General features: G+C 42.1%; 15 protein-coding genes. 9 read left to right on the forward strand and 6 right to left on the reverse strand.

The annotated features are described in order from the left end of the window. Positions 1 to 122 precede the first annotated feature (122 nt). Positions 123 to 344: a CopG family transcriptional regulator gene (locus SJY38_RS12085; protein ID WP_286744465.1), complete on the reverse strand. Its 222-nt coding sequence runs from the start codon at positions 342 to 344 to the stop codon at positions 123 to 125. A gap of 135 nt (positions 345 to 479) precedes the next feature. Between SJY38_RS12085 and rluA the strand changes: the two genes are divergently transcribed. Continuing rightward, positions 480 to 1,133, forward strand: a complete 654-nt coding sequence (rluA, locus tag SJY38_RS12090) for a bifunctional tRNA pseudouridine(32) synthase/23S rRNA pseudouridine(746) synthase RluA (protein ID WP_024031523.1) — start codon at positions 480 to 482, stop codon at positions 1,131 to 1,133. A gap of 81 nt (positions 1,134 to 1,214) precedes the next feature. Continuing rightward, a complete protein-coding gene (locus tag SJY38_RS12095; RefSeq protein ID WP_286744469.1) occupies positions 1,215 to 2,159 on the forward strand; it encodes a DUF3530 family protein in 945 nt (314 codons plus the stop codon). Here SJY38_RS12095 and djlA read toward each other — a convergent pair. From djlA to SJY38_RS12110, 3 genes are read right to left on the reverse strand one after another with little or no spacing between them, the layout of a single operon-like run. Continuing rightward, positions 2,142 to 3,002 carry a co-chaperone DjlA gene (gene djlA, locus SJY38_RS12100; protein WP_029773301.1) on the reverse strand — a complete coding sequence of 287 codons (861 nt, stop codon included), beginning with the start codon at positions 3,000 to 3,002 and terminating at the stop codon, positions 2,142 to 2,144. The genes SJY38_RS12095 and djlA overlap by 18 nt on opposite strands. Positions 3,003 to 3,019: 17 nt before the next feature. Beyond that, positions 3,020 to 3,682 (reverse strand): N-acetylmuramate alpha-1-phosphate uridylyltransferase MurU, encoded by a 663-nt coding sequence (gene murU / locus SJY38_RS12105; RefSeq protein ID WP_024031520.1) that lies wholly within the window; start codon positions 3,680 to 3,682, stop codon positions 3,020 to 3,022. Further along, positions 3,679 to 4,680 carry an aminoglycoside phosphotransferase family protein gene (locus tag SJY38_RS12110; protein ID WP_377109839.1) on the reverse strand — a complete coding sequence of 334 codons (1,002 nt, stop codon included), beginning with the start codon at positions 4,678 to 4,680 and terminating at the stop codon, positions 3,679 to 3,681. The genes murU and SJY38_RS12110 overlap by 4 nt, the downstream gene beginning before the upstream one ends. 101 nt (positions 4,681 to 4,781) lie before the next feature. On the opposite strand from SJY38_RS12110, the gene lptD reads away from it, so the two are divergent. The 7 genes from lptD to SJY38_RS12145 all read left to right on the forward strand — a co-directional run bounded on the left by lptD (position 4,782) and on the right by SJY38_RS12145 (position 13,551). After that, a complete protein-coding gene (gene lptD / locus SJY38_RS12115; protein WP_055254919.1) occupies positions 4,782 to 7,034 on the forward strand; it encodes an LPS assembly protein LptD in 2,253 nt (750 codons plus the stop codon). A 92-nt stretch (positions 7,035 to 7,126) separates the two neighbouring features. Beyond that, positions 7,127 to 8,422 (forward strand): peptidylprolyl isomerase SurA, encoded by a 1,296-nt coding sequence (gene surA / locus SJY38_RS12120; protein WP_064385734.1) that lies wholly within the window; start codon positions 7,127 to 7,129, stop codon positions 8,420 to 8,422. Positions 8,423 to 8,424: 2 nt separating this feature from the next. After that, complete coding sequence (gene pdxA / locus SJY38_RS12125) at positions 8,425 to 9,417, forward strand: 4-hydroxythreonine-4-phosphate dehydrogenase PdxA (RefSeq protein WP_024031517.1); 993 nt, start codon at positions 8,425 to 8,427, stop codon at positions 9,415 to 9,417. Then, the gene (gene rsmA / locus SJY38_RS12130) at positions 9,414 to 10,220 is read left to right on the forward strand and encodes a 16S rRNA (adenine(1518)-N(6)/adenine(1519)-N(6))-dimethyltransferase RsmA (protein ID WP_004585856.1); all 807 of its coding nucleotides are present in this window, start codon (positions 9,414 to 9,416) and stop codon (positions 10,218 to 10,220) included. Before pdxA ends, rsmA begins: the two co-directional genes overlap by 4 nt. Continuing rightward, positions 10,204 to 10,593, forward strand: a complete 390-nt coding sequence (apaG, locus tag SJY38_RS12135) for a Co2+/Mg2+ efflux protein ApaG (RefSeq protein ID WP_004585855.1) — start codon at positions 10,204 to 10,206, stop codon at positions 10,591 to 10,593. Before rsmA ends, apaG begins: the two co-directional genes overlap by 17 nt. Positions 10,594 to 10,604: 11 nt before the next feature. Next, the gene (locus SJY38_RS12140; RefSeq protein WP_377109840.1) at positions 10,605 to 11,423 is read left to right on the forward strand and encodes a symmetrical bis(5'-nucleosyl)-tetraphosphatase; all 819 of its coding nucleotides are present in this window, start codon (positions 10,605 to 10,607) and stop codon (positions 11,421 to 11,423) included. A gap of 112 nt (positions 11,424 to 11,535) precedes the next feature. Further along, positions 11,536 to 13,551, forward strand: coding sequence for a methyl-accepting chemotaxis protein (locus SJY38_RS12145; protein ID WP_004585853.1), 2,016 nt, complete (start codon positions 11,536 to 11,538; stop codon positions 13,549 to 13,551). Positions 13,552 to 13,638: 87 nt separating this feature from the next. Here SJY38_RS12145 and SJY38_RS12150 read toward each other — a convergent pair whose 3' ends face one another. Next, positions 13,639 to 15,825, reverse strand: coding sequence for a YgiQ family radical SAM protein (locus tag SJY38_RS12150; RefSeq protein WP_024031514.1), 2,187 nt, complete (start codon positions 15,823 to 15,825; stop codon positions 13,639 to 13,641). A 105-nt stretch (positions 15,826 to 15,930) separates the two neighbouring features. Continuing rightward, complete coding sequence (locus SJY38_RS12155; protein WP_054983551.1) at positions 15,931 to 18,132, reverse strand: EAL domain-containing protein; 2,202 nt, start codon at positions 18,130 to 18,132, stop codon at positions 15,931 to 15,933.

An 18,132-nucleotide genomic window follows, 5' to 3' on the forward strand; every position in this document is an offset into this window, starting at 1 on the left:
ACTAAACTACACTTCAAAAAGCACGGTTTACAGGCCGTGCTTTTTACATTCACCTCTACAATTACTCATCAGTATCTTAGCCACCTAGTATAGCCATTATTTCAATATCTATTTCTGTAACTCTATAATAGATGCTGTCTGAGCCACAAACGGCACGTCGATTGATCACTAAAACCGCTTTTTTCTGAGTTAGCAAGCTTACCATTTATTGCTTCTGCTCTTCTTGCACGGCGAATTAAATCATTCAGCAATTCACTTTTATTTGTGTAATCCCCCACGTTTTCAACGTGATTACGAAGCCATAAATCATTCTGTTCAGTAAGTGAAATACTTTGCCTTGCCATAATGTGTTCCTACAACTTTAAGTTGGTGCAATTTCACACCAGCATGAAAAATACGCAATTAAACTTTTATCTTTTCCTTGAGCCTTTGCTCTCGCTCCCCTAAAATAGCGCCCTGCAAAATTACTGAGGTCGGCCGTGTTAGTTAATTACAATCCCCCAATGAGTCCGTATTTAACAATACTGCACCAAGATGACGACTTACTCATCGTTAATAAACCCAGCGAACTTTTAACCGTCCCAGGTAAAGATCCAAAACATGCCGATAGCTTAATTAATCGCGTTAACCGTGTTTTTCCTACAGCTAAAATAGTGCACCGCCTAGATATGGCAACGTCAGGCATACTTTGCCTTGCTATGAATAAGGCAGCTCATAGGCATTTAAGTATGCAGTTTCAAGAACGTGAAACTGCAAAACGCTATATTGCACGTGTTTACGGCCAACTTGAGCAAGATACCGGTTCGGTTGATTTGCCACTTATCTGTGATTGGCCTAATCGCCCTAAGCAAATGGTTGATTATGAAAACGGTAAGCCCTCGCTAACCCACTTTAAAATACTTGCACGAGAAGCGGGCGCAACACGTGTAGAGCTCACGCCAATTACGGGGCGCTCGCACCAATTACGCGTGCACATGCTAAGCCTTGGCCACCCAATACTGGGCGATAGACTTTATGCCCATAAAGAGGCCCTAGCCGCGGCGCCACGTTTACAACTACATGCGCAAATGTTGCAACTAAAACACCCCGTGACCGAGCAAGTACTGACCTTTGAGGTAGAGCCCGACTTTTAATAGGTAAAGCCCACAAAGTTAGTACTAAACTTTTACCTTAGCGCGCCGATACTTAGTTATTACTCACCTTTTGGGCTTACTATGATATTTGCGCAGCTAATCAAAAAAACGCTACAAAGTGTATGTTATTGCTCTGCGTTATGCTTAAGCGCATATGCCAGTGCTGCAGAGCATATAGCCCCACCTTCTTTATCAAGTATCGAAAATAGCGATATAAAACGTCTACTACCCAATGATGAAGTTAAACCCATACTTGCTGGCGATACAGAGTTTTTAAGTTTGTATAGCGAATACATGAGCCGAGATTTTAGAGGTATTGTATTACTCATCCCCGATTGGAATTCTACCCCCACTAGCAATGCTGGCATGAGTTACCTGCGAAAAGAGCTTACTAATTTAGGTTACACAACCTACGCCATGACAGTACCCGATATAGATTGGCAAGCAAGTAACATGGCTGCACAAGCAGCTGCCCAATCAAGTACGCAAGCGCAAACTGAAGAGCCAACAAAAACGGCGCAAAGTAACAGCGACGGTGTTGCCACAACGGCTCAAGAGCCACACTTTGTTAATGCCATTGACTTGGTGAGTAATGAGGTACTAAGCAATTATAAAACTAATTTAATAATGCGTTATGAGGCGCTCTATCAAAACGCAATGAGTGAGCCAAATAATATTGTCGTCATAGCACAAGGTACCAGTGCGGGGGTACTCCTAGAATACTATGCTGATTTTCCTGACTCGCGAATAGATGCGTTTATAAGCTTAAGTAGTTATTTACCTAATACACAGCGTAATAAAGGTTTAGCGCAAACCACATCGCTGGTGACCCCCGCCTTGCTTGATATTTACTATGCAAATGACAATACCGATATACTTATGAGCCTTAAAAACCGTCAGCGCTGGGTAAATCGAAATGCTAAATTTGATTACCGCCAGCGCCAACTCTTTGGCCTGCGCGATGCGCCAGAGCAGCATGCACGGTTAACTAAAGTGATAGACGGTTTTTTACGCCGCCTTTTTTAAATACTCGTAAGCCGCTTGAATATCTTGGCTTTTTTTAACTGCTACTTCCATCATGTGTTTAGGCAGCCCTTGAGAGACTAATTTATCAGGGTGATGCTGCGCCATTAATTTACGATACGCTACTTTAATATCTCGTTGCGTCGCGTCACTACTTAACCCTAATAAAGCCAAGGCCTGTGAGCGGTTCATGCTGTTATTAGGGGGCACATGATGACCAGAGCCTTCACGGTAACTGCTACTTTGACCTTGCTGCTGTTGTCTATACTGTTGTTGCTGCTGTCTAAAACTAAATTCAGCTTGGTAACGCTTAAGAATAAAAGCAAAATGAGTTTTAGAAATACCTAATTGCTTACTTACCTCTTGTAACAGCTGTTTTTCTTGCTCTGCGAGCACGCCATCAGAAAACGCCATTTGAATTTGAATTTCTAAAAACAGTTGCAGTAAGTCGTAACGTTTTGCAAAGCGTTCTTTAAAGTCGTGCACTGTTTCTTTAATCGAAAAGTCGCTGTCTTTACCTGATTGAAATGCATGCTGAGCTTCGCGGCGCTCATCGCCCTTTAGCCCCATTTCATCCATAAACATACTTGCCGCTTTTATATGCACCTCGCTTACGCGACCGTTCGACTTTGCAATATGCCCCATAACCGCAAAACAGCTCGAAAAAAACAACGCTTGGCGCTCGTTTACATCATCACCTTTAAACAAACCTGAAAAGCCTCCGGCTTTATCAAAATCGTTTTTTAAGCTTTTATCAAATAAATGGCCGAGGTATAAACCTAAAATGGCGCCAAAAATTTTGCCAAACATAAAGCCAAAACAAAAACCGAGTATTTTTCCCCACATCTAATTAACTGCCTCTATTAAAGTGTGTTTTGTATGCGCTCGTTGAGCTGCGCGAGTCGCTGTGGTGTGCCTATATCGTCCCACTGACCAATATAAAGCTCAGTTGAGATAACCTGTTGGGCGAGTTTTTCTCGCAATATTGGCCCAAGCGGGCGTATGCCTGGCTCTAAACCTTTAAAAAAATTAGCGTGGTAACGGCTAATTCCCGAAAATGTATACTTTTGACTCTCAGCCGATAAGTGACTTAATGCAAAATCCCCTTTTTCGTTATGAGGTGGGTTTTCTACTAACACTATGTGGGCCTCGCCATCTTGCAGGTGCAATTGTGTAAGCGCACTCACATCGTAATCTGTGAATACATCGCCGTTAATTACAATAAATTGCTCACCTAGTAATGGCAGCGCCTGAATAATTCCGCCTGCGGTTTCAAGGCCGCCCTCAGCCTCTTGGCTATATTCAATACTCACACCAAACTCAGCACCATTTTTAAAATAGCTTTTTATTTTATCCCCTTGCCAAGCTAGGTTTATAACAATGTTAGTAATGCCAGCGGCTTTAAGGTTATTAATATGGTGCTCAATCAGCGGTTTACCCGCCACTTTTAGCATAGGTTTAGGCATAGCTTGTGTAAGCGGCATCATTCGCTGGCCGCGCCCGGCAGCTAAAATCATGGCTTTCATGTGCGCTCCTTAGCTAATTTTAGTGTTACCTGCGGTATTACAATGCTGCTTACCCACTCACTTAACGCTGCAAGCTCTGGATAGGTTTTAGCAACATCAACAATGTAATCCAACGTTGGCAAAATATTATCAAGGTAACCGGTTTTGCCATCGCGTAAATAGAGCCGGCAAAATATTCCCGCCGCCTTTAAATGGCGCTGAATACCCGTTAAATCAAACCACTGTTTAAACTGCTCAAAAGAAGTATCTGTTATTAATTTTTGCGCTGTAAATTCTTCATATCCGTACTCAAGCAGCTGATTAAGCTGTGCTTGTGGCAACTTAAAGTAGCAATCACGTAGCAGCGACACTAAGTCATAACACAGCGGCCCGCGCACGGCATCTTGGTAATCTATAATTGCCCACTGCTCATTGCTATACATAATATTACGGCTGTGATAATCACGATGAACCGTCACCGTAGGCTGCGCTAGCATAGCGTTCGTTAATAGCTCACAGCTTTGCTGCCAAAGTGTTTTTTGCTCAGTACTTAATGTTAAGCCAATAAAATCAGTAACCAGCCATTGGCTAAAAATATTCAGCTCTAGGTGAATAAATTCTTTATTATAATTTTGCATAGCTGCTGATTCAGGGGTTTTGGCCCAGCTTGCCGCTAAACGGATTAATTGCTTGTAATATTCATCTCTATTTGGCTCATCGAGCTTATCGGCTAAGTGTGTATTTCCTAAGTCACTTAACACAAAAAAGCCTTGTTCTTCATCGCTTGCAATTATTTCAGGCAATAAAAAGCCGTTGTCGGTGAATACTTTATTAAGAGAAATATACGGAGCGTTATTTACTTTTTGTGGGTCGGAGTCCATCACAATAAACGCTTTTCCGGCACAGCTTAAACGGTAATAACGGCGAAAGCTGGCATCCCCAGTAATGGCTACTAAGGAGTGTGGTTTAGCATCAAAGTGCGTATTTATAAATAGTTGTAAATTATCAAAGCGTGTCATTATATAAGATGTCTATTTTTATAGGTCAATTACTGTATTTGCCATTGTTTTCCTTTATTATGTCTAGCTTATAATAAACCAAAGAGCATTAAGGTCGATAAATGAGCAAAACCTGGGGCATATTGATGCTAGGCGTAATTAGCGCACCATCGCTTGCCGAAACTGAACTGGCACACAATTTATGTGGCATTTCAATGCAAACCAGAGCTTGGCAACCTCTACCAAACTTAGCGGTAGGATCGGTTGATATACAAGCTGACGATGTAGAGCTCCTCGGCACACAAAGCGCTGAATTTACCGGCAATGTTGATATTAACACCCTTGATATGAGTTTGTCCGCACAAACTGCGCTTATAGATAAACAGCGCGGTTTACTTAATGCAACAGGCCCTATTACTTATCAAGACCGTGTAAGCCAAGTAAACAGCTCAGGTTTAAATGCCGATTTAAATAATTCAGAAATAAGCCTACTAGGTGCCGATTACAGCTTAACAGCGCAACAAGGCAAAGGTGGCGCCGAAAAACTCACCGTCAACGAGTCTGGCTTATTGTTAATGAATGCAAGCTTTACTACTTGCCCAAGCGATACACCCGTGTGGGAAATAGAAGCCGACGAAATTAACCTCTCTCGTGAAGAAGGCTGGGGCGAAACCTATAACGCCGTTTTACGTATTCTTGATACCCCCGTTTTATATTTACCTTATTTCACGTTTCCACTGGATGAGCGACGAAAGTCGGGCTTATTAACACCAAGCATTTCAAGCTCCGACCGTTACGGCCTTGAAACTGTTACGCCTTATTATTGGAATATTGCGCCTAATTTTGACGCCACTATTACACCACGTTATATGTCGCGCAAAGGCTTACAATTGCAAACTGAGTTTAGATACCTCACGGAGCAACATGAAGGCTTAGTCGGTATTGAATACTTAGATAGCGATGATTCGGAGCCAAGCCTTGATGAGCGCTATATGTTTCATTGGCAGCAACAAAGCTATTTAAGTGAAGACTGGCGCGCCAATATTGATGTAACTAACGTCAGTGATGACAACTACATCACCGATTTAAGCTCTAATTACGCAAATAAAACCGATACCCAACTTTATCGTACCGGCTCTGTGACTCACCTTGGTGACACATGGCGTACCGATATTAAATTTCAAAACTTTGAAGTACTGGGCGATCACTTAGAGTCGTATGCCGCGGTTCCACAAATTAGCTTTACACAAACCGCCCCATGGCGTTTTGATAACTTTGACTTTAGTTTGTCGGGTGAAGTAAGCCACTTCACCAACGACTCTTCAGAAATAGCCATAGACAGTGCTACCCGTGTACACGTAGAGCCAAAAGCCCGCTTTAACTATGCAACACATGCGTGGTCGTTTCTCTCAGAAGTGAGCTTATTGCAAACTAACTACAAGCAAAGTGGTAATTTAACGGGCACTCAATATAGCGATAGCGTTTCGCGTACCTTGCCAAAAGTACGTTTGTACTCGCAGCTTAATTTTGAACGTGACACCTCGACCTTTTTTGAAGATGGCATTCAAACTCTTGAGCCACAAATACAGTATTTATATACCCCTAATAAGGATCAATCTGAGATAGGCCTATTTGACACCACTCGCCTACAGGATGACTTTTTTGGCCTATTTAGAGATACGCGCTTTTCGGGTGTAGACCGTATAGCCGCAGCTAACCAATTTACGTTAGGTGCAACAACACGCTTATTTGATAATAAACACGAAGAAGTGTTTAACTTTAGCGCGGGTCAAATTTTTTACCTAAACGACTCGGCTAAACCTACCGAGCAAGATTTAGACTCAGAGACAAACTACAACGCCCTTTTTGCAGCGCAAACAATGCTACATTGGCACCGCCGTTGGTACCTCTCAGCGGGTATGCAATACGACACGGATGGTAAGCAAATGATCCAGTCAAATGTCACCCTCGATTACAAAGGTGACAATAATGAGCTAGTTCAATTGAACCATCGCTATGCAAATGATGTCTCAGGAAATACAATCGAGCAAACGGGTGTATTTACAAGTATCCCAATTAGTGATCAGTGGCAATTTATTGCAAGCTACCACCGGGACCTTGAAAATAATCGAAGCATCGAATTTTTAAGCGGATTACAGTATGAATCATGCTGTTGGGCAATCCAAATTACTGGTCACCGTCAGATTGAAACCGATTTAAATCAGTCTATCGGGCAGCAACAAGCCACTTTTGATTCAGGTATTAGTTTAAACTTTGTATTAAAAGGACTTGGCAGTAAGAGCCGTTACGATGCACAAAAATTATTACAACAAGGTATTTTTGGCTACCGTAGACCGTATTTTCTTAATAATTAAGGCAAACGAGCAATTAAGGTGATACTTTAAAGCCCTAAAATGCAGTACGCCCTGTTTTAAAGCAGTACTATTAGAAGAGTAGTAAAAAGAATATGAATTTAAAAAAACTATTATCAACAGCTATTTTAAGCTTAAGCTTATGCCATGGCGCATTTGCCGCCCCACAGGAAATCGACAAAGTAATTGGTGTTGTAAACCAAGGCGTAATTTTAAAAAGTGAAGTAGACACCATAATTAATCGTGTTAAAAAGCAAGCCGCAGAGCAAGGCCAACAACTTCCTAAAGACGAAACGCTTCGCGTACAAGCCGTTGAGCGTTTAGTTAACCAAACGCTTATGATGCAAATGGCTGAACGTATGGGCCTTGAAATTTCAGACAGCCAGTTAGACCAAACACTCGCGAATATGGCAAAAGATCAAGGCGGCAGCATTGCCGATCTTCGTCGTACCATTGAAGCCGCTGGCGAGAGCTTTCAAGCCTACCGCGAAGAAATTCGTAAAGAGATCACCACCCAACAGGTTACCCGTGCCAATGTAGATCGTCGAATCTATATTAGCCAACAAGAAGTAGATAACCTGTTAAAAATAATGGAAAGCCAAGGTCAAAACTCTGAAGAGTATGATATTGGCCACATCCTTATTGATATTCCTAACGATGCAACAGCAGATGAAATCACCAGTGCTAAAACCCGTGCTGACAAAGTTATTGAGCTATTAAACGATGGCCAAGAGTTTAAACGCATCGCTATTTCATCATCAGGTGGCTCAAAAGCGCTTGAAGGTGGACAACTCGGTTATATGGGTATCAACGAAATGCCTTCGTTATTTGCCGAAGCTGTAAAAGGTCAAAAGAAAGGCGCTATTGTTGGCCCGCTTCGCTCGGGTGCTGGCTTTCATATAATTAAGGTGCAAGATGTACGTGGTCGCCAATTAGTAGAAACTACAGAAGTACGCTCACGCCATATTCTTATTAAGCCTTCAATTATTTTAAGTGAAGAAAAAGCACGTAGCATGCTAGCAGGATTTGCCAAAGATTTACGCGCAGGAAACGCTGACTTTGCTGAGCTTGCTAAAGAATATTCAGAAGATCCAGGCTCAGCCCTTAAAGGCGGTGAGTATGATTGGACTGACCCAACAACGTATGTACCGGCGTTTAAAGATACTTTGTTATCACTTGATAAAAATCAAATTAGTGAACCATTTAGAACACAATTTGGTTGGCACATAGTACAACTTTTAGATAAACGTGTAGCAGATAAAACCGAGCTAGCTAAACGTAACCGTGCGCACGGCATGTTGTTTAATCGTAAATTTAAAGAAGAAAGTTTTAACTGGCAGCAAGAAATGCGCGAACAAGCCCATGTTGAAATTTTCCCTATAGACGAGTAATTATGACATTACGAATTGCAATTACCCCGGGTGAACCCGCGGGGATTGGCCCTGACTTGCTGCTGCAATTAGCGCAGCAACCATGGCAAGCTCAACTGGTCGCTATCGCCGACAAACAGTTATTAAAAGAACGCGCTCAACACTTGGGCCTTAATATTGAGCTAATTGATTTTGATGAAAATGCCCCTGCAGCTATAGCGCCTGCAGGTAGCATTTATATTCACCAAGTAGATTTAGGCACTGACGTTAAGCTAGGTGAACTAGACGACTTAAACGGCCAATACGTGCTTGATACCTTACGTATTGCCAGCGAAAAGAATATGGACGGCACCTTTGATGCCGTTGTCACGGGCCCTGTTCACAAAGGGATTATTAATAAAGCCGGTATTTCCTTTAGTGGCCACACTGAGTACTTTGCTCAGCAGTCGGGCACCTCTGATGTAGTAATGATGCTAGCAACTGAAGGCTTGCGTGTTGCCCTAGTAACAACGCATATACCACTGGCTTATGTATCGCGTGCAATTACACAAGAGCGCTTAACTAAAGTTATTAGTATTTTAAACCACGACTTACAAACTAAGTTTGGTATTGAGCAACCAAAAATTTTAGTGTGTGGATTAAACCCCCATGCCGGCGAAGACGGTCATTTAGGCACAGAAGAAATAGAGACAATTTCACCTACGCTTGAGCTCTTAAACAGCCAAGGCATGAATTTAATTGGTCCGCTTCCTGCCGATACCCTATTTCAGGATAAATACCTCTCTCAAGCCGATGCCGTGCTTGCTATGTATCACGATCAGGGTTTACCTGTGCTAAAATACAAGGGATTTGGTAACTCGGTAAATATAACCTTAGGTTTACCATTTATCCGCACTTCGGTTGATCACGGTACTGCGCTTGATTTAGCAGGCACCGGTGACGCTGAAGTTGGCAGTTTTGAATTAGCGATCCGCGAAGCAATTAAGCTCGCCCATGAAAAAGCACAGAATCAATGACCGATAAAGTACATTTAGGACACCGCGCCCGTAAACGTTTTGGGCAAAACTTTTTATTTGATGAATCTATCATTGATAAAATAGTGACTGCAATCGATCCTAAACCACAAGACAACCTAGTAGAGATTGGCCCAGGTTTAGGCGCAATTACCGAACCTGTTGCCGATTTAAGCGGCCAACTTACTGTTGTTGAGCTAGATAAAGACTTAGCTCAGCGTTTAATTGAGCACCCTTTTTTAGGTCCTAAATTAAACGTAAACCAAGGCGATGCAATGAAGTTTGACTTTGCAAGCCTTGTACGCGATGACAAAAAATTAAAAGTGTTTGGTAACCTGCCTTACAATATTTCTACGCCATTACTGTTTCATCTTTTTGAGTTTGCTGATCATATTGAGCACATGCACTTTATGCTGCAAAAAGAAGTAGTAAAACGTATGGTTGCAGGCCCAGGCAGCAAAACTTTTGGCCGCTTAAGCGTGATGACACAATACTACTGCCACGCAATGCCCGTGGTTGAAGTACCGCCAGAGTGTTTTAAACCAGCACCTAAAGTAGACTCTGCGGTTATTCGTCTGATCCCTAAAAAAGCCGAGCAACGTACCGCTAAAAGCGTGAAAATTTTAAACACCGTGTGTTTAGAAGCCTTTAACCAACGCCGTAAAACATTGCGTAACAGCTTAGGCAACTTACTCACCGCAGATGAGCTTACCAGCATTGGTATTGATATTACTTTGCGTGCTGAAAGCCTAACGTTACAACAATTTATTGATATAGCTAATTGGATTTATGACAACAAGCAGTAATATTGGCTCTCCTGTAAAAGTCTCTGTAGAGACTTTTTATGTTGAAGGGCAATCTCAGCCTGAGCTAGAAAAGTACGTTTTTGCCTACTCAGTGACAATTAAAAACCACAGTCTTTGCAGCGCTACACTTTTAAGCCGTTATTGGTTGATCACCGATGCCAATGGTAAAGAAGTTGAAGTAGAGGGCGAAGGCGTTGTGGGCGAAACCCCCGTTATAGGCCCAGGCGAAACTTATAAATACACCAGTGGCGCAATATTGGACACCCCTGTTGGCACCATGCAGGGACACTACACACTGCGCAATGAGTTTGGCTCTGAGTTTGAAGCACCTATAAGCGTATTTCGTTTAGCGTGCCCTAACATTCTACATTAGTAAAAAGCGCCATGGCTGATTACGCAATTGGTGATTTACAAGGCTGCTTTAAAGAGTTTAGCCGCTTGCTCAAACGGGTTGACTTTAACCCAAGCAAAGATCACCTTTATTTAGTGGGCGATATCGTCGCACGTGGGCCGGACTCCCTAGCCTGCCTAGATTATATTTATCGCCATCAAGACAGCATGACTGTTACTTTAGGCAATCATGATTTACACATGGTTGCCTGTCACTATCTTAATAAGCCAATCAACCCCAAAGATAAACTCGGTGCTATTTTTGATAGTAAAAAGCTTCATCACTATATCGCCTATTTGCAAACTCAGCCGCTTGCTATTTATTTAGCACAGCACCGCAGCTTTATATCGCATGCAGGGCTTAACCCTAATTGGTCTATAGAAAGCGCACTTAAACACGCACAGTTTGCTCAGCGTTGTTATCAATCGGCTAATGCTAAGCACTTTTTTGAAAAAATGTATCAGCCCCACCCCGCTATATGGCATGACGATTTAAACGAATTTGAGAAGTTTAGATACATTGTTAACTACTTTACCCGCATGCGCTTTTTAACCAGCAACAACACGTTAGAGCTTAGTGCGAAAGGCGCAATTAACGATAATAAAACGTTAACAGCCTGGTTTACTCACCCTAATATAAAAGCATTAGAAAACAACCTTATATTTGGCCATTGGGCCGCTCTTGAAGGGGTTACTCAGCTCAATCACATACATGCGCTCGATACCGGATGCGTATGGGGCGGTGCTTTAACGATGATGGACTTGCAAACTAAGCAAAAAATAGTAGAAAAGCCGACGCTTTTATCTAAATAAACTGTAAAACTCCAGCACATATGTTAAATTTAAATTAATAGATATTAATTGCTTAACTTATTGGTTAAAAAGCCGATAAGATGTGATTGAAGTACTTTAATTGGAAATCCATATGAATCTGACAGTAAGCCAACGAATTTGGTGTGGTTTTATATTTATCACCTTATTACTCATAATCATTGGTGGTAACTCTTTAATAAAAATTGCGAGCATTGACCGCTCTACCCAGCAGGTAAACCAGTTATCACTGCCCGCGCTTAATAAAAGCTCAGAACTACAAGCTGAATTTATTTTAATGAGTAAAGCAGCCCAAGCTAGTTTTTATACCACCTCAAGCGCACAGCTCACCCCTATAAAACAAAAAGTACTTGAGCAAAAAGACAAATTCAACTCGCTGCACGCCGACCTTCAACGTGTTGTAAAAAATGATGCATCACTGAGTCAAAAAAGCCAAGCTGTAGAAAAAACCTACCTAAGCTTTTTAGGTACGGTCGAAAACCTATTAGCTGATAAAGATAAACAACTAGCACTTAATAAAACCCTCACAGCACAGCTTGAAACAATTGAGATTGCAGCTGAAGATGCCAATTCAGTCGTGCTTGATATCACAGATATTACTAACTTTGAGCAAAATCACCCACGCGCTTACCAAGCCGCCAATAACTTAGAAAACAACTTTATGTCTGTGGTGAGTAACAGTACCGATATGCTCACGGTTAAGACGACAAACACCTTAGATATTGTAAAAAATGAGCAAGCTTATTACCTTGACGAAGTAATTCGTACTTTAACGTTAATAAAGCCAGCTATAGAGCAAGATAACAACGACCTATACAGTGATTTACAAGCATACGTTGATACGCTGATAGAAAATATTAGCGGCAATAATAGCCTAGCGGCCAATAAGCAGCGCCTTATTGACGCTATCGCACTTACCGAAAAAGAACTTGCCCAATCAGAGCAAGCAACCACTATGGCACTGTCGCAAATTGATGATTTAGTAACACAAGCAAGTACTGTGGCTTACAAATTACAAGAAGGTGTTCGCGAGGATGTAGACTCAGCGACGCTCTGGACATGGGCAGGTATGATCATCGCAACGTTAATTGCAATTGCAATTGCGATCCTTACCGTTAATAGAATCACTAAGCCACTGGCTGAGGTTAATCGGATTTTAGATATTGTTGCCAGCGGTGATATGACCCAACGCTTAGATGACTCTGCAAAAGATGAATTTGGCGAGCTATCAAAAAGCTGTAACACCCTTATAGATAGCCTACGTAGCTTAATTAAGGGCATTATTTCACGCTCAACTCAATTAGCAGCGGCGTCTGAGCAAACATCGGCCATTACCGGTGAGTCAAGCCAAGCTATTCGTAACCAACAAGCACAAGTAGAGCAAGCGGCAACCGCCACAACCGAAATGAGCAGCACGTCGCAAACAGTAAGCAACAGCGCACAGCAGGCACTTAACGAAATAAAAAATGCCGATAAAGAAGCTGAACGTGTAAAAGGTATATCTCATCAAAACAAAGCCACTATTGAGCAACTTGCTCGCGAGGTGGACGATGCATCAGGTGTTATTAATAAGCTTCATCAAGACAGCGCATCTATAGGCAGTATTTTAGATGTAATACGCGGCATTGCAGAGCAAACCAACCTATTAGCACTTAACGCTGCAATTGAAGCAGCGCGTGCAGGTGAATATGGCCGAGGTTTTGCGGTAGTAGCGGATGAAGTACGCTCACTGGCAAGCAAAACGCAAGAGTCGACCCAAGAGATACAATCTATGATTGAATCGCTTCAAAGTGGCGCAGAAGCGGCTGTAACAGCAATGGATAAAGGTAAACAGCAAGCAGAATCATGTGTTGAACAAAGCGACTTAGCAAGCAGCGCATTAGACTCAATTACACTTGCCGTATCGCAAGCACACGATGTAAGTGAAGAAATCTCTACCGCTGCTCAAGAGCAACAACAAGTATCACAAGAAATTAGTGAACGTTTAGAATCTATTGTAGCCATAGCCGAGCAAACAGCTGAGGGTGCAAATCAAACAAACATTTCAAGCTCAGAAGTAGCCAAACTTGCTGAAGAGCTAAGAATATCGGTAGAAAACTTTAAAGTGTAATGTACACCTAACAACAGTAAATTAACGCAATAAAAAAACCCGATACTGTTACTCAGTATCGGGTTTTTTATTTACTTGTTTTAACACTTAGCGAGAAGCACGCTGGCGATTGCCGCCCACTTTAGGTTTAGTGTTAGCCTTTTTAAATTGGCTAAACCCAGTATGGCGCGTTAAGGCTGGGCGCCCTCCTTTACCTTTACCAGCGCCTTTATGTGCTTTTTCATCACGGCCTTCTTCTGGCACTAAGCAATTTGGGCCTTTACCAATTAAATTGGCTTTCCCCATACTACGCAGTGCATCGCGGATCATTGGCCAACCCGATGGATCGTGATAACGCAATATTGCTTTGTGTAAGCGACGTTGGCGTGCTCCTTTTGGCACGGGAACTTGCTCTTTGTTGTTTTTAATATTACGCAACGAGTTCATTTCTGTATGGTAAATGGTGGTTGCATTGGCCATAGGCGACGGGTAAAAGTTTTGTACTTGGTCTAACTTAAAGTCGTTAGATTTAAGCCACAATGCCATGTTAACCATGTCTTCGTCTTTGGTACCTGGGTGCGCTGAAATAAAGTACGGTATTAAATACTGCTTTTTACCCGCTTCTTTTGAGTACTTATCAAATAACTCTTTAAATTGATCGTAAGCACCCATGCCCGGCTTCATCATTTTAGACAAAGGGCCATCTTCTGTGTGCTCAGGGGCAATTTTTAAATAGCCACCCACATGATGTGTAACCAGCTCTTTTACATAGCGAGGGTCTTGTACGGCTAGATCGTAACGAACGCCTGAGGCGATCAAAATCTTTTTAATGCCTTTCACTTCACGGGCTTTTTTGTATAAATCGATAGTAGGTGTATGGTCTGTATCCATGTGCTTACATATATCAGGGTAAACACATGAAAGTCGTCTACAGGTACTTTCTGCTTTTTTGCTCGTACAGCGTAATTTATACATGTTGGCCGTTGGGCCACCTAAATCAGAAATAACACCGGTAAAACCAGGTACTTTATCTCTAATTTGTTCTATTTCATCAATAATCGACTCTTGCGAGCGACTTTGAATAATACGTCCTTCATGCTCGGTAATAGAGCAGAACGAACAGCCACCAAAACAGCCACGCATAATATTAACCGACGTTTTAATCATATCGTAGGCTGGTATTTTTGCATCACCATAACTTGGGTGCGGTATACGCTGATAAGGCAAACCAAATACATCATCCATCTCATGGGTTTCGAGCGGGAATGCCGGCGGGTTAACCCAAATAGAGCGATCGCCATGGCGCTGAAATAACGCACGAGCACAACCTGGGTTGGTCTCTTGGTGCAAAATGCGCGAAGCATGGGCATAAAGCGGTTTATTAACACTTACTTGCTCAAATGCAGGCAGTTTAACGTATGTTTTTTCCCACGGTTTAGGACGTGCAGGCTGAATAGTTATAGGTTTAGCGGCCTCTGCTTTTAAATCAATACCGGCTTGCTTAAACTCTGATTTACTACACCCAACATCATCAGCCCCATAGGGGTTTGGAATAGGGTCAATTTTGCCAATTTTATCAATCGCTGTTGAATCACTTCCGCGCCAGCCCGGTATTGGCTCTTTACGAATAACCGCTGTACCACGAATATCCTGAATTGTATCCATAGTTTCGCCAGCGGCTATACGATGGGCTACTTCCACCAGCGGGCGCTCTGCATTACCATAAATAAGGATGTCGGCTTTGGCATCAAATAAAATACTACGGCGTACTTTTTCTTGCCAGTAGTCGTAATGAGCAATACGGCGCAAGCTTGCTTCAATACCACCAATAACAATAGGCACACCTTTGTAGGCTTCGCGTAAGCGCTGAGAGTAAATCATCACCGCACGGTCAGGGCGCTTGCCGCCCACATTACCTGGTGTATAGGCATCGTCATGGCGCATTCGTTTTTCTGCCGTGTAGCGGTTGATCATCGAATCCATGTTGCCGGCTGTTACACCAAAAAATAAGTTTGGTTTACCAAGCCCCATAAAGGCATCTTTTGATTGCCAATCTGGCTGAGCAATTATACCCACTCTAAAGCCTTGCGCTTCAAGTACACGGCCAATAACCGCCATACCAAAACTAGGGTGATCTACATAGGCATCGCCGCTAATAATTATAATGTCGCAGCTATCCCAGCCAAGAGCGTCCATTTCTTCGCGAGTGGTAGGTAAAAATGGGGCGGTGCCATAACATTCAGCCCAATATTTGGGGTATGAAAATAGCGCGCGTTCAGCTTTAAGGGAGCTCATAGTTTTGGCCGTAGAATAACAAAAGGCGCGAATTATATCCTAATACATTGCTTATTTATACAACATTGCCTAGAGATATCGCGCCTACTGTAAAGTCTGTTGATATTAAGTTTTTTTATTTCGCTCTTTAATAAACTCTAAAAGTTCGTGCTCAGGCATTGGCTTAGCGTACATAAAACCCTGTACTTCATCACACCCTAAGTTTTTCAAAAACTCTGCCTGCTGCTGTGTTTCTACACCTTCAGCAATTGTTTTTAGTCCTAGTTTAGCACCAAGCGACACCACCAAAGCAGCAATAGCACCGGTATCGTTATCAGGTAAATCTTTTACAAATGCGCGGTCTATTTTAAGCCTATCAAGCGGTAAACTTTGTAAGTAACTTAACGAAGAAAAGCCCGTTCCAAAATCATCAATCGCCACTTCTACGCCTAATTCTTTTAACTCTTTTAGGGTATTGATCACGGTTTCTAATTCATCCATTACCACGCTTTCAGTCACTTCTAACTCTATATTGCAGGGTTTAACATCGTACTTTTGTAAGGTGTTTTTTACTGTTTTAGCGTAGCCTTTAACCTTAAATTGCGGCACAGATACATTTACAGCAATGCAAATTTCTTCACCGAGTGCCTCTAAGCGTTTTTGCTGTTGGCAAGCTTGTTCTAAAACCCATTGGCCAATATCAACAATTAAACCGGCATCCTCTGCTAAAGGCACAAACACCGCAGGAGATATAAACGAGCCATCTTCTGATGGCCAGCGCAGCAATGCTTCACAGCCAATCAAAGATAAATTATCGAGTGAAAGCTGAGGCTGATACCACACTTGGAGCTTTTGCCGAGCAAAGTCATGACGTAACTGCCTAATAATACCTAAGCGCCAAGCCATTTTGTCTTGCATATCAATATCGTAGTAAATACCCTCTTTGCATTTAAGCTTTTTAGCTTGGTTTAATGCAATATAGGCAACTTTGAGTGTATCTAACCCAGTACTTTGAAAGTCTTGCTGCTGACATAAACCAATTCTAAAATCGACAGGCAAAATATGCTCGCCAGCACTAAAAGGCACACTTAGCACGTCGTTAAATTGTTCAAGGTCAAACTCCGTTTGGCGAATAATAAAGCCAAATACATCTGCGCCAATACGCGACAATAACTTTGCGTCTGGATAAGCATCTTTAAGCCGCTTTACAATCTCGATTAACAAATGATTGCCAATTTCTTGTCCTAAGCCATTGTTAATATCTGCAAAACCAATCACATCAATTAATACAAAAACGTAGTCATTAACATGTGGTTTTTGATAACGCACCACCCGCTCAATAAAATTAGTACGATTAGAAATACCGGTTAGTACATCTTTGTAGGCCGCATCTCTTAGTTTTACAAACAGCCTTACGTTATCAAGGGCTACACTCACATTAGTAAGAAAAATCTCTGCAAATTGCAGCTGCGCATCACTCGGTTTATGCTCGCACTCTAAATAAATAGCAGCCTGGCGGTGCTTACTTTTAACAATAAAAGTTACGCTCGAATCAGTTTGGCAATGCTGAGCCGACTCAAAACACTGATCTACTTGTTCAAGCGCAACGCTATCAACATTAGCAAGCTTTTCACCAAAGTAGCTCTCATAATGGCCACTACCACCCAATACTTGAATAAAGTTATCGCCATCTAGCTTACTGCATACCAACCCAACTTGTTGGCACTCTAAAATAATACCCAAGTGTTTAATAATCTCTTTGCATAACACTTTAATATCGGTAAGCCCTAAAATAGACTTTGAAGCCGAAACAATGGTGTTCATCGCATCACTTTGATACTCAAGCTGGCATACTTGCTCGTACGAGCGAATAGCGGTGATTAAAGAAGTTACTAATTTAGAACGAGTTAACTCTGTTTTTGTTTTATAGTCGTTAATGTCATATTCGCGAATTACTTTTTCTTCTGGGGTGTTGCCCGCTTGGCCGGTTCGTAAAATAATTCGCACATGCTGATTGTTAAGCTCTTCGCGTACGCGTTTTACAACTTGCAAACCCGCATCATCAGATTCCATCACTACATCTAAAAAAATAACGGATATTGTATTATTGTTTTTGAGTATTTCGATGGCTTCGCTGCCAGAGTACGCATCGTGAAAACGCAGCCCTGCCCCCCAAAACTCTACGCCCGACAATGCAAGCTTAGTCACTGAATGTATTTCAGGATCGTCATCAACGATCAAAACATCCCAAAAATCAGATAATTCTTGGGTTATTTCTTCTTCGCTGTCTGGCGCTAAAAATAAAAAATCGCTTTGCTCTGACGACAT

Origin of the sequence: Pseudoalteromonas sp. R86517 (assembly GCF_042466295.1) — a bacterium.
Classification (GTDB): domain Bacteria; phylum Pseudomonadota; class Gammaproteobacteria; order Enterobacterales; family Alteromonadaceae; genus Pseudoalteromonas; species Pseudoalteromonas atlantica.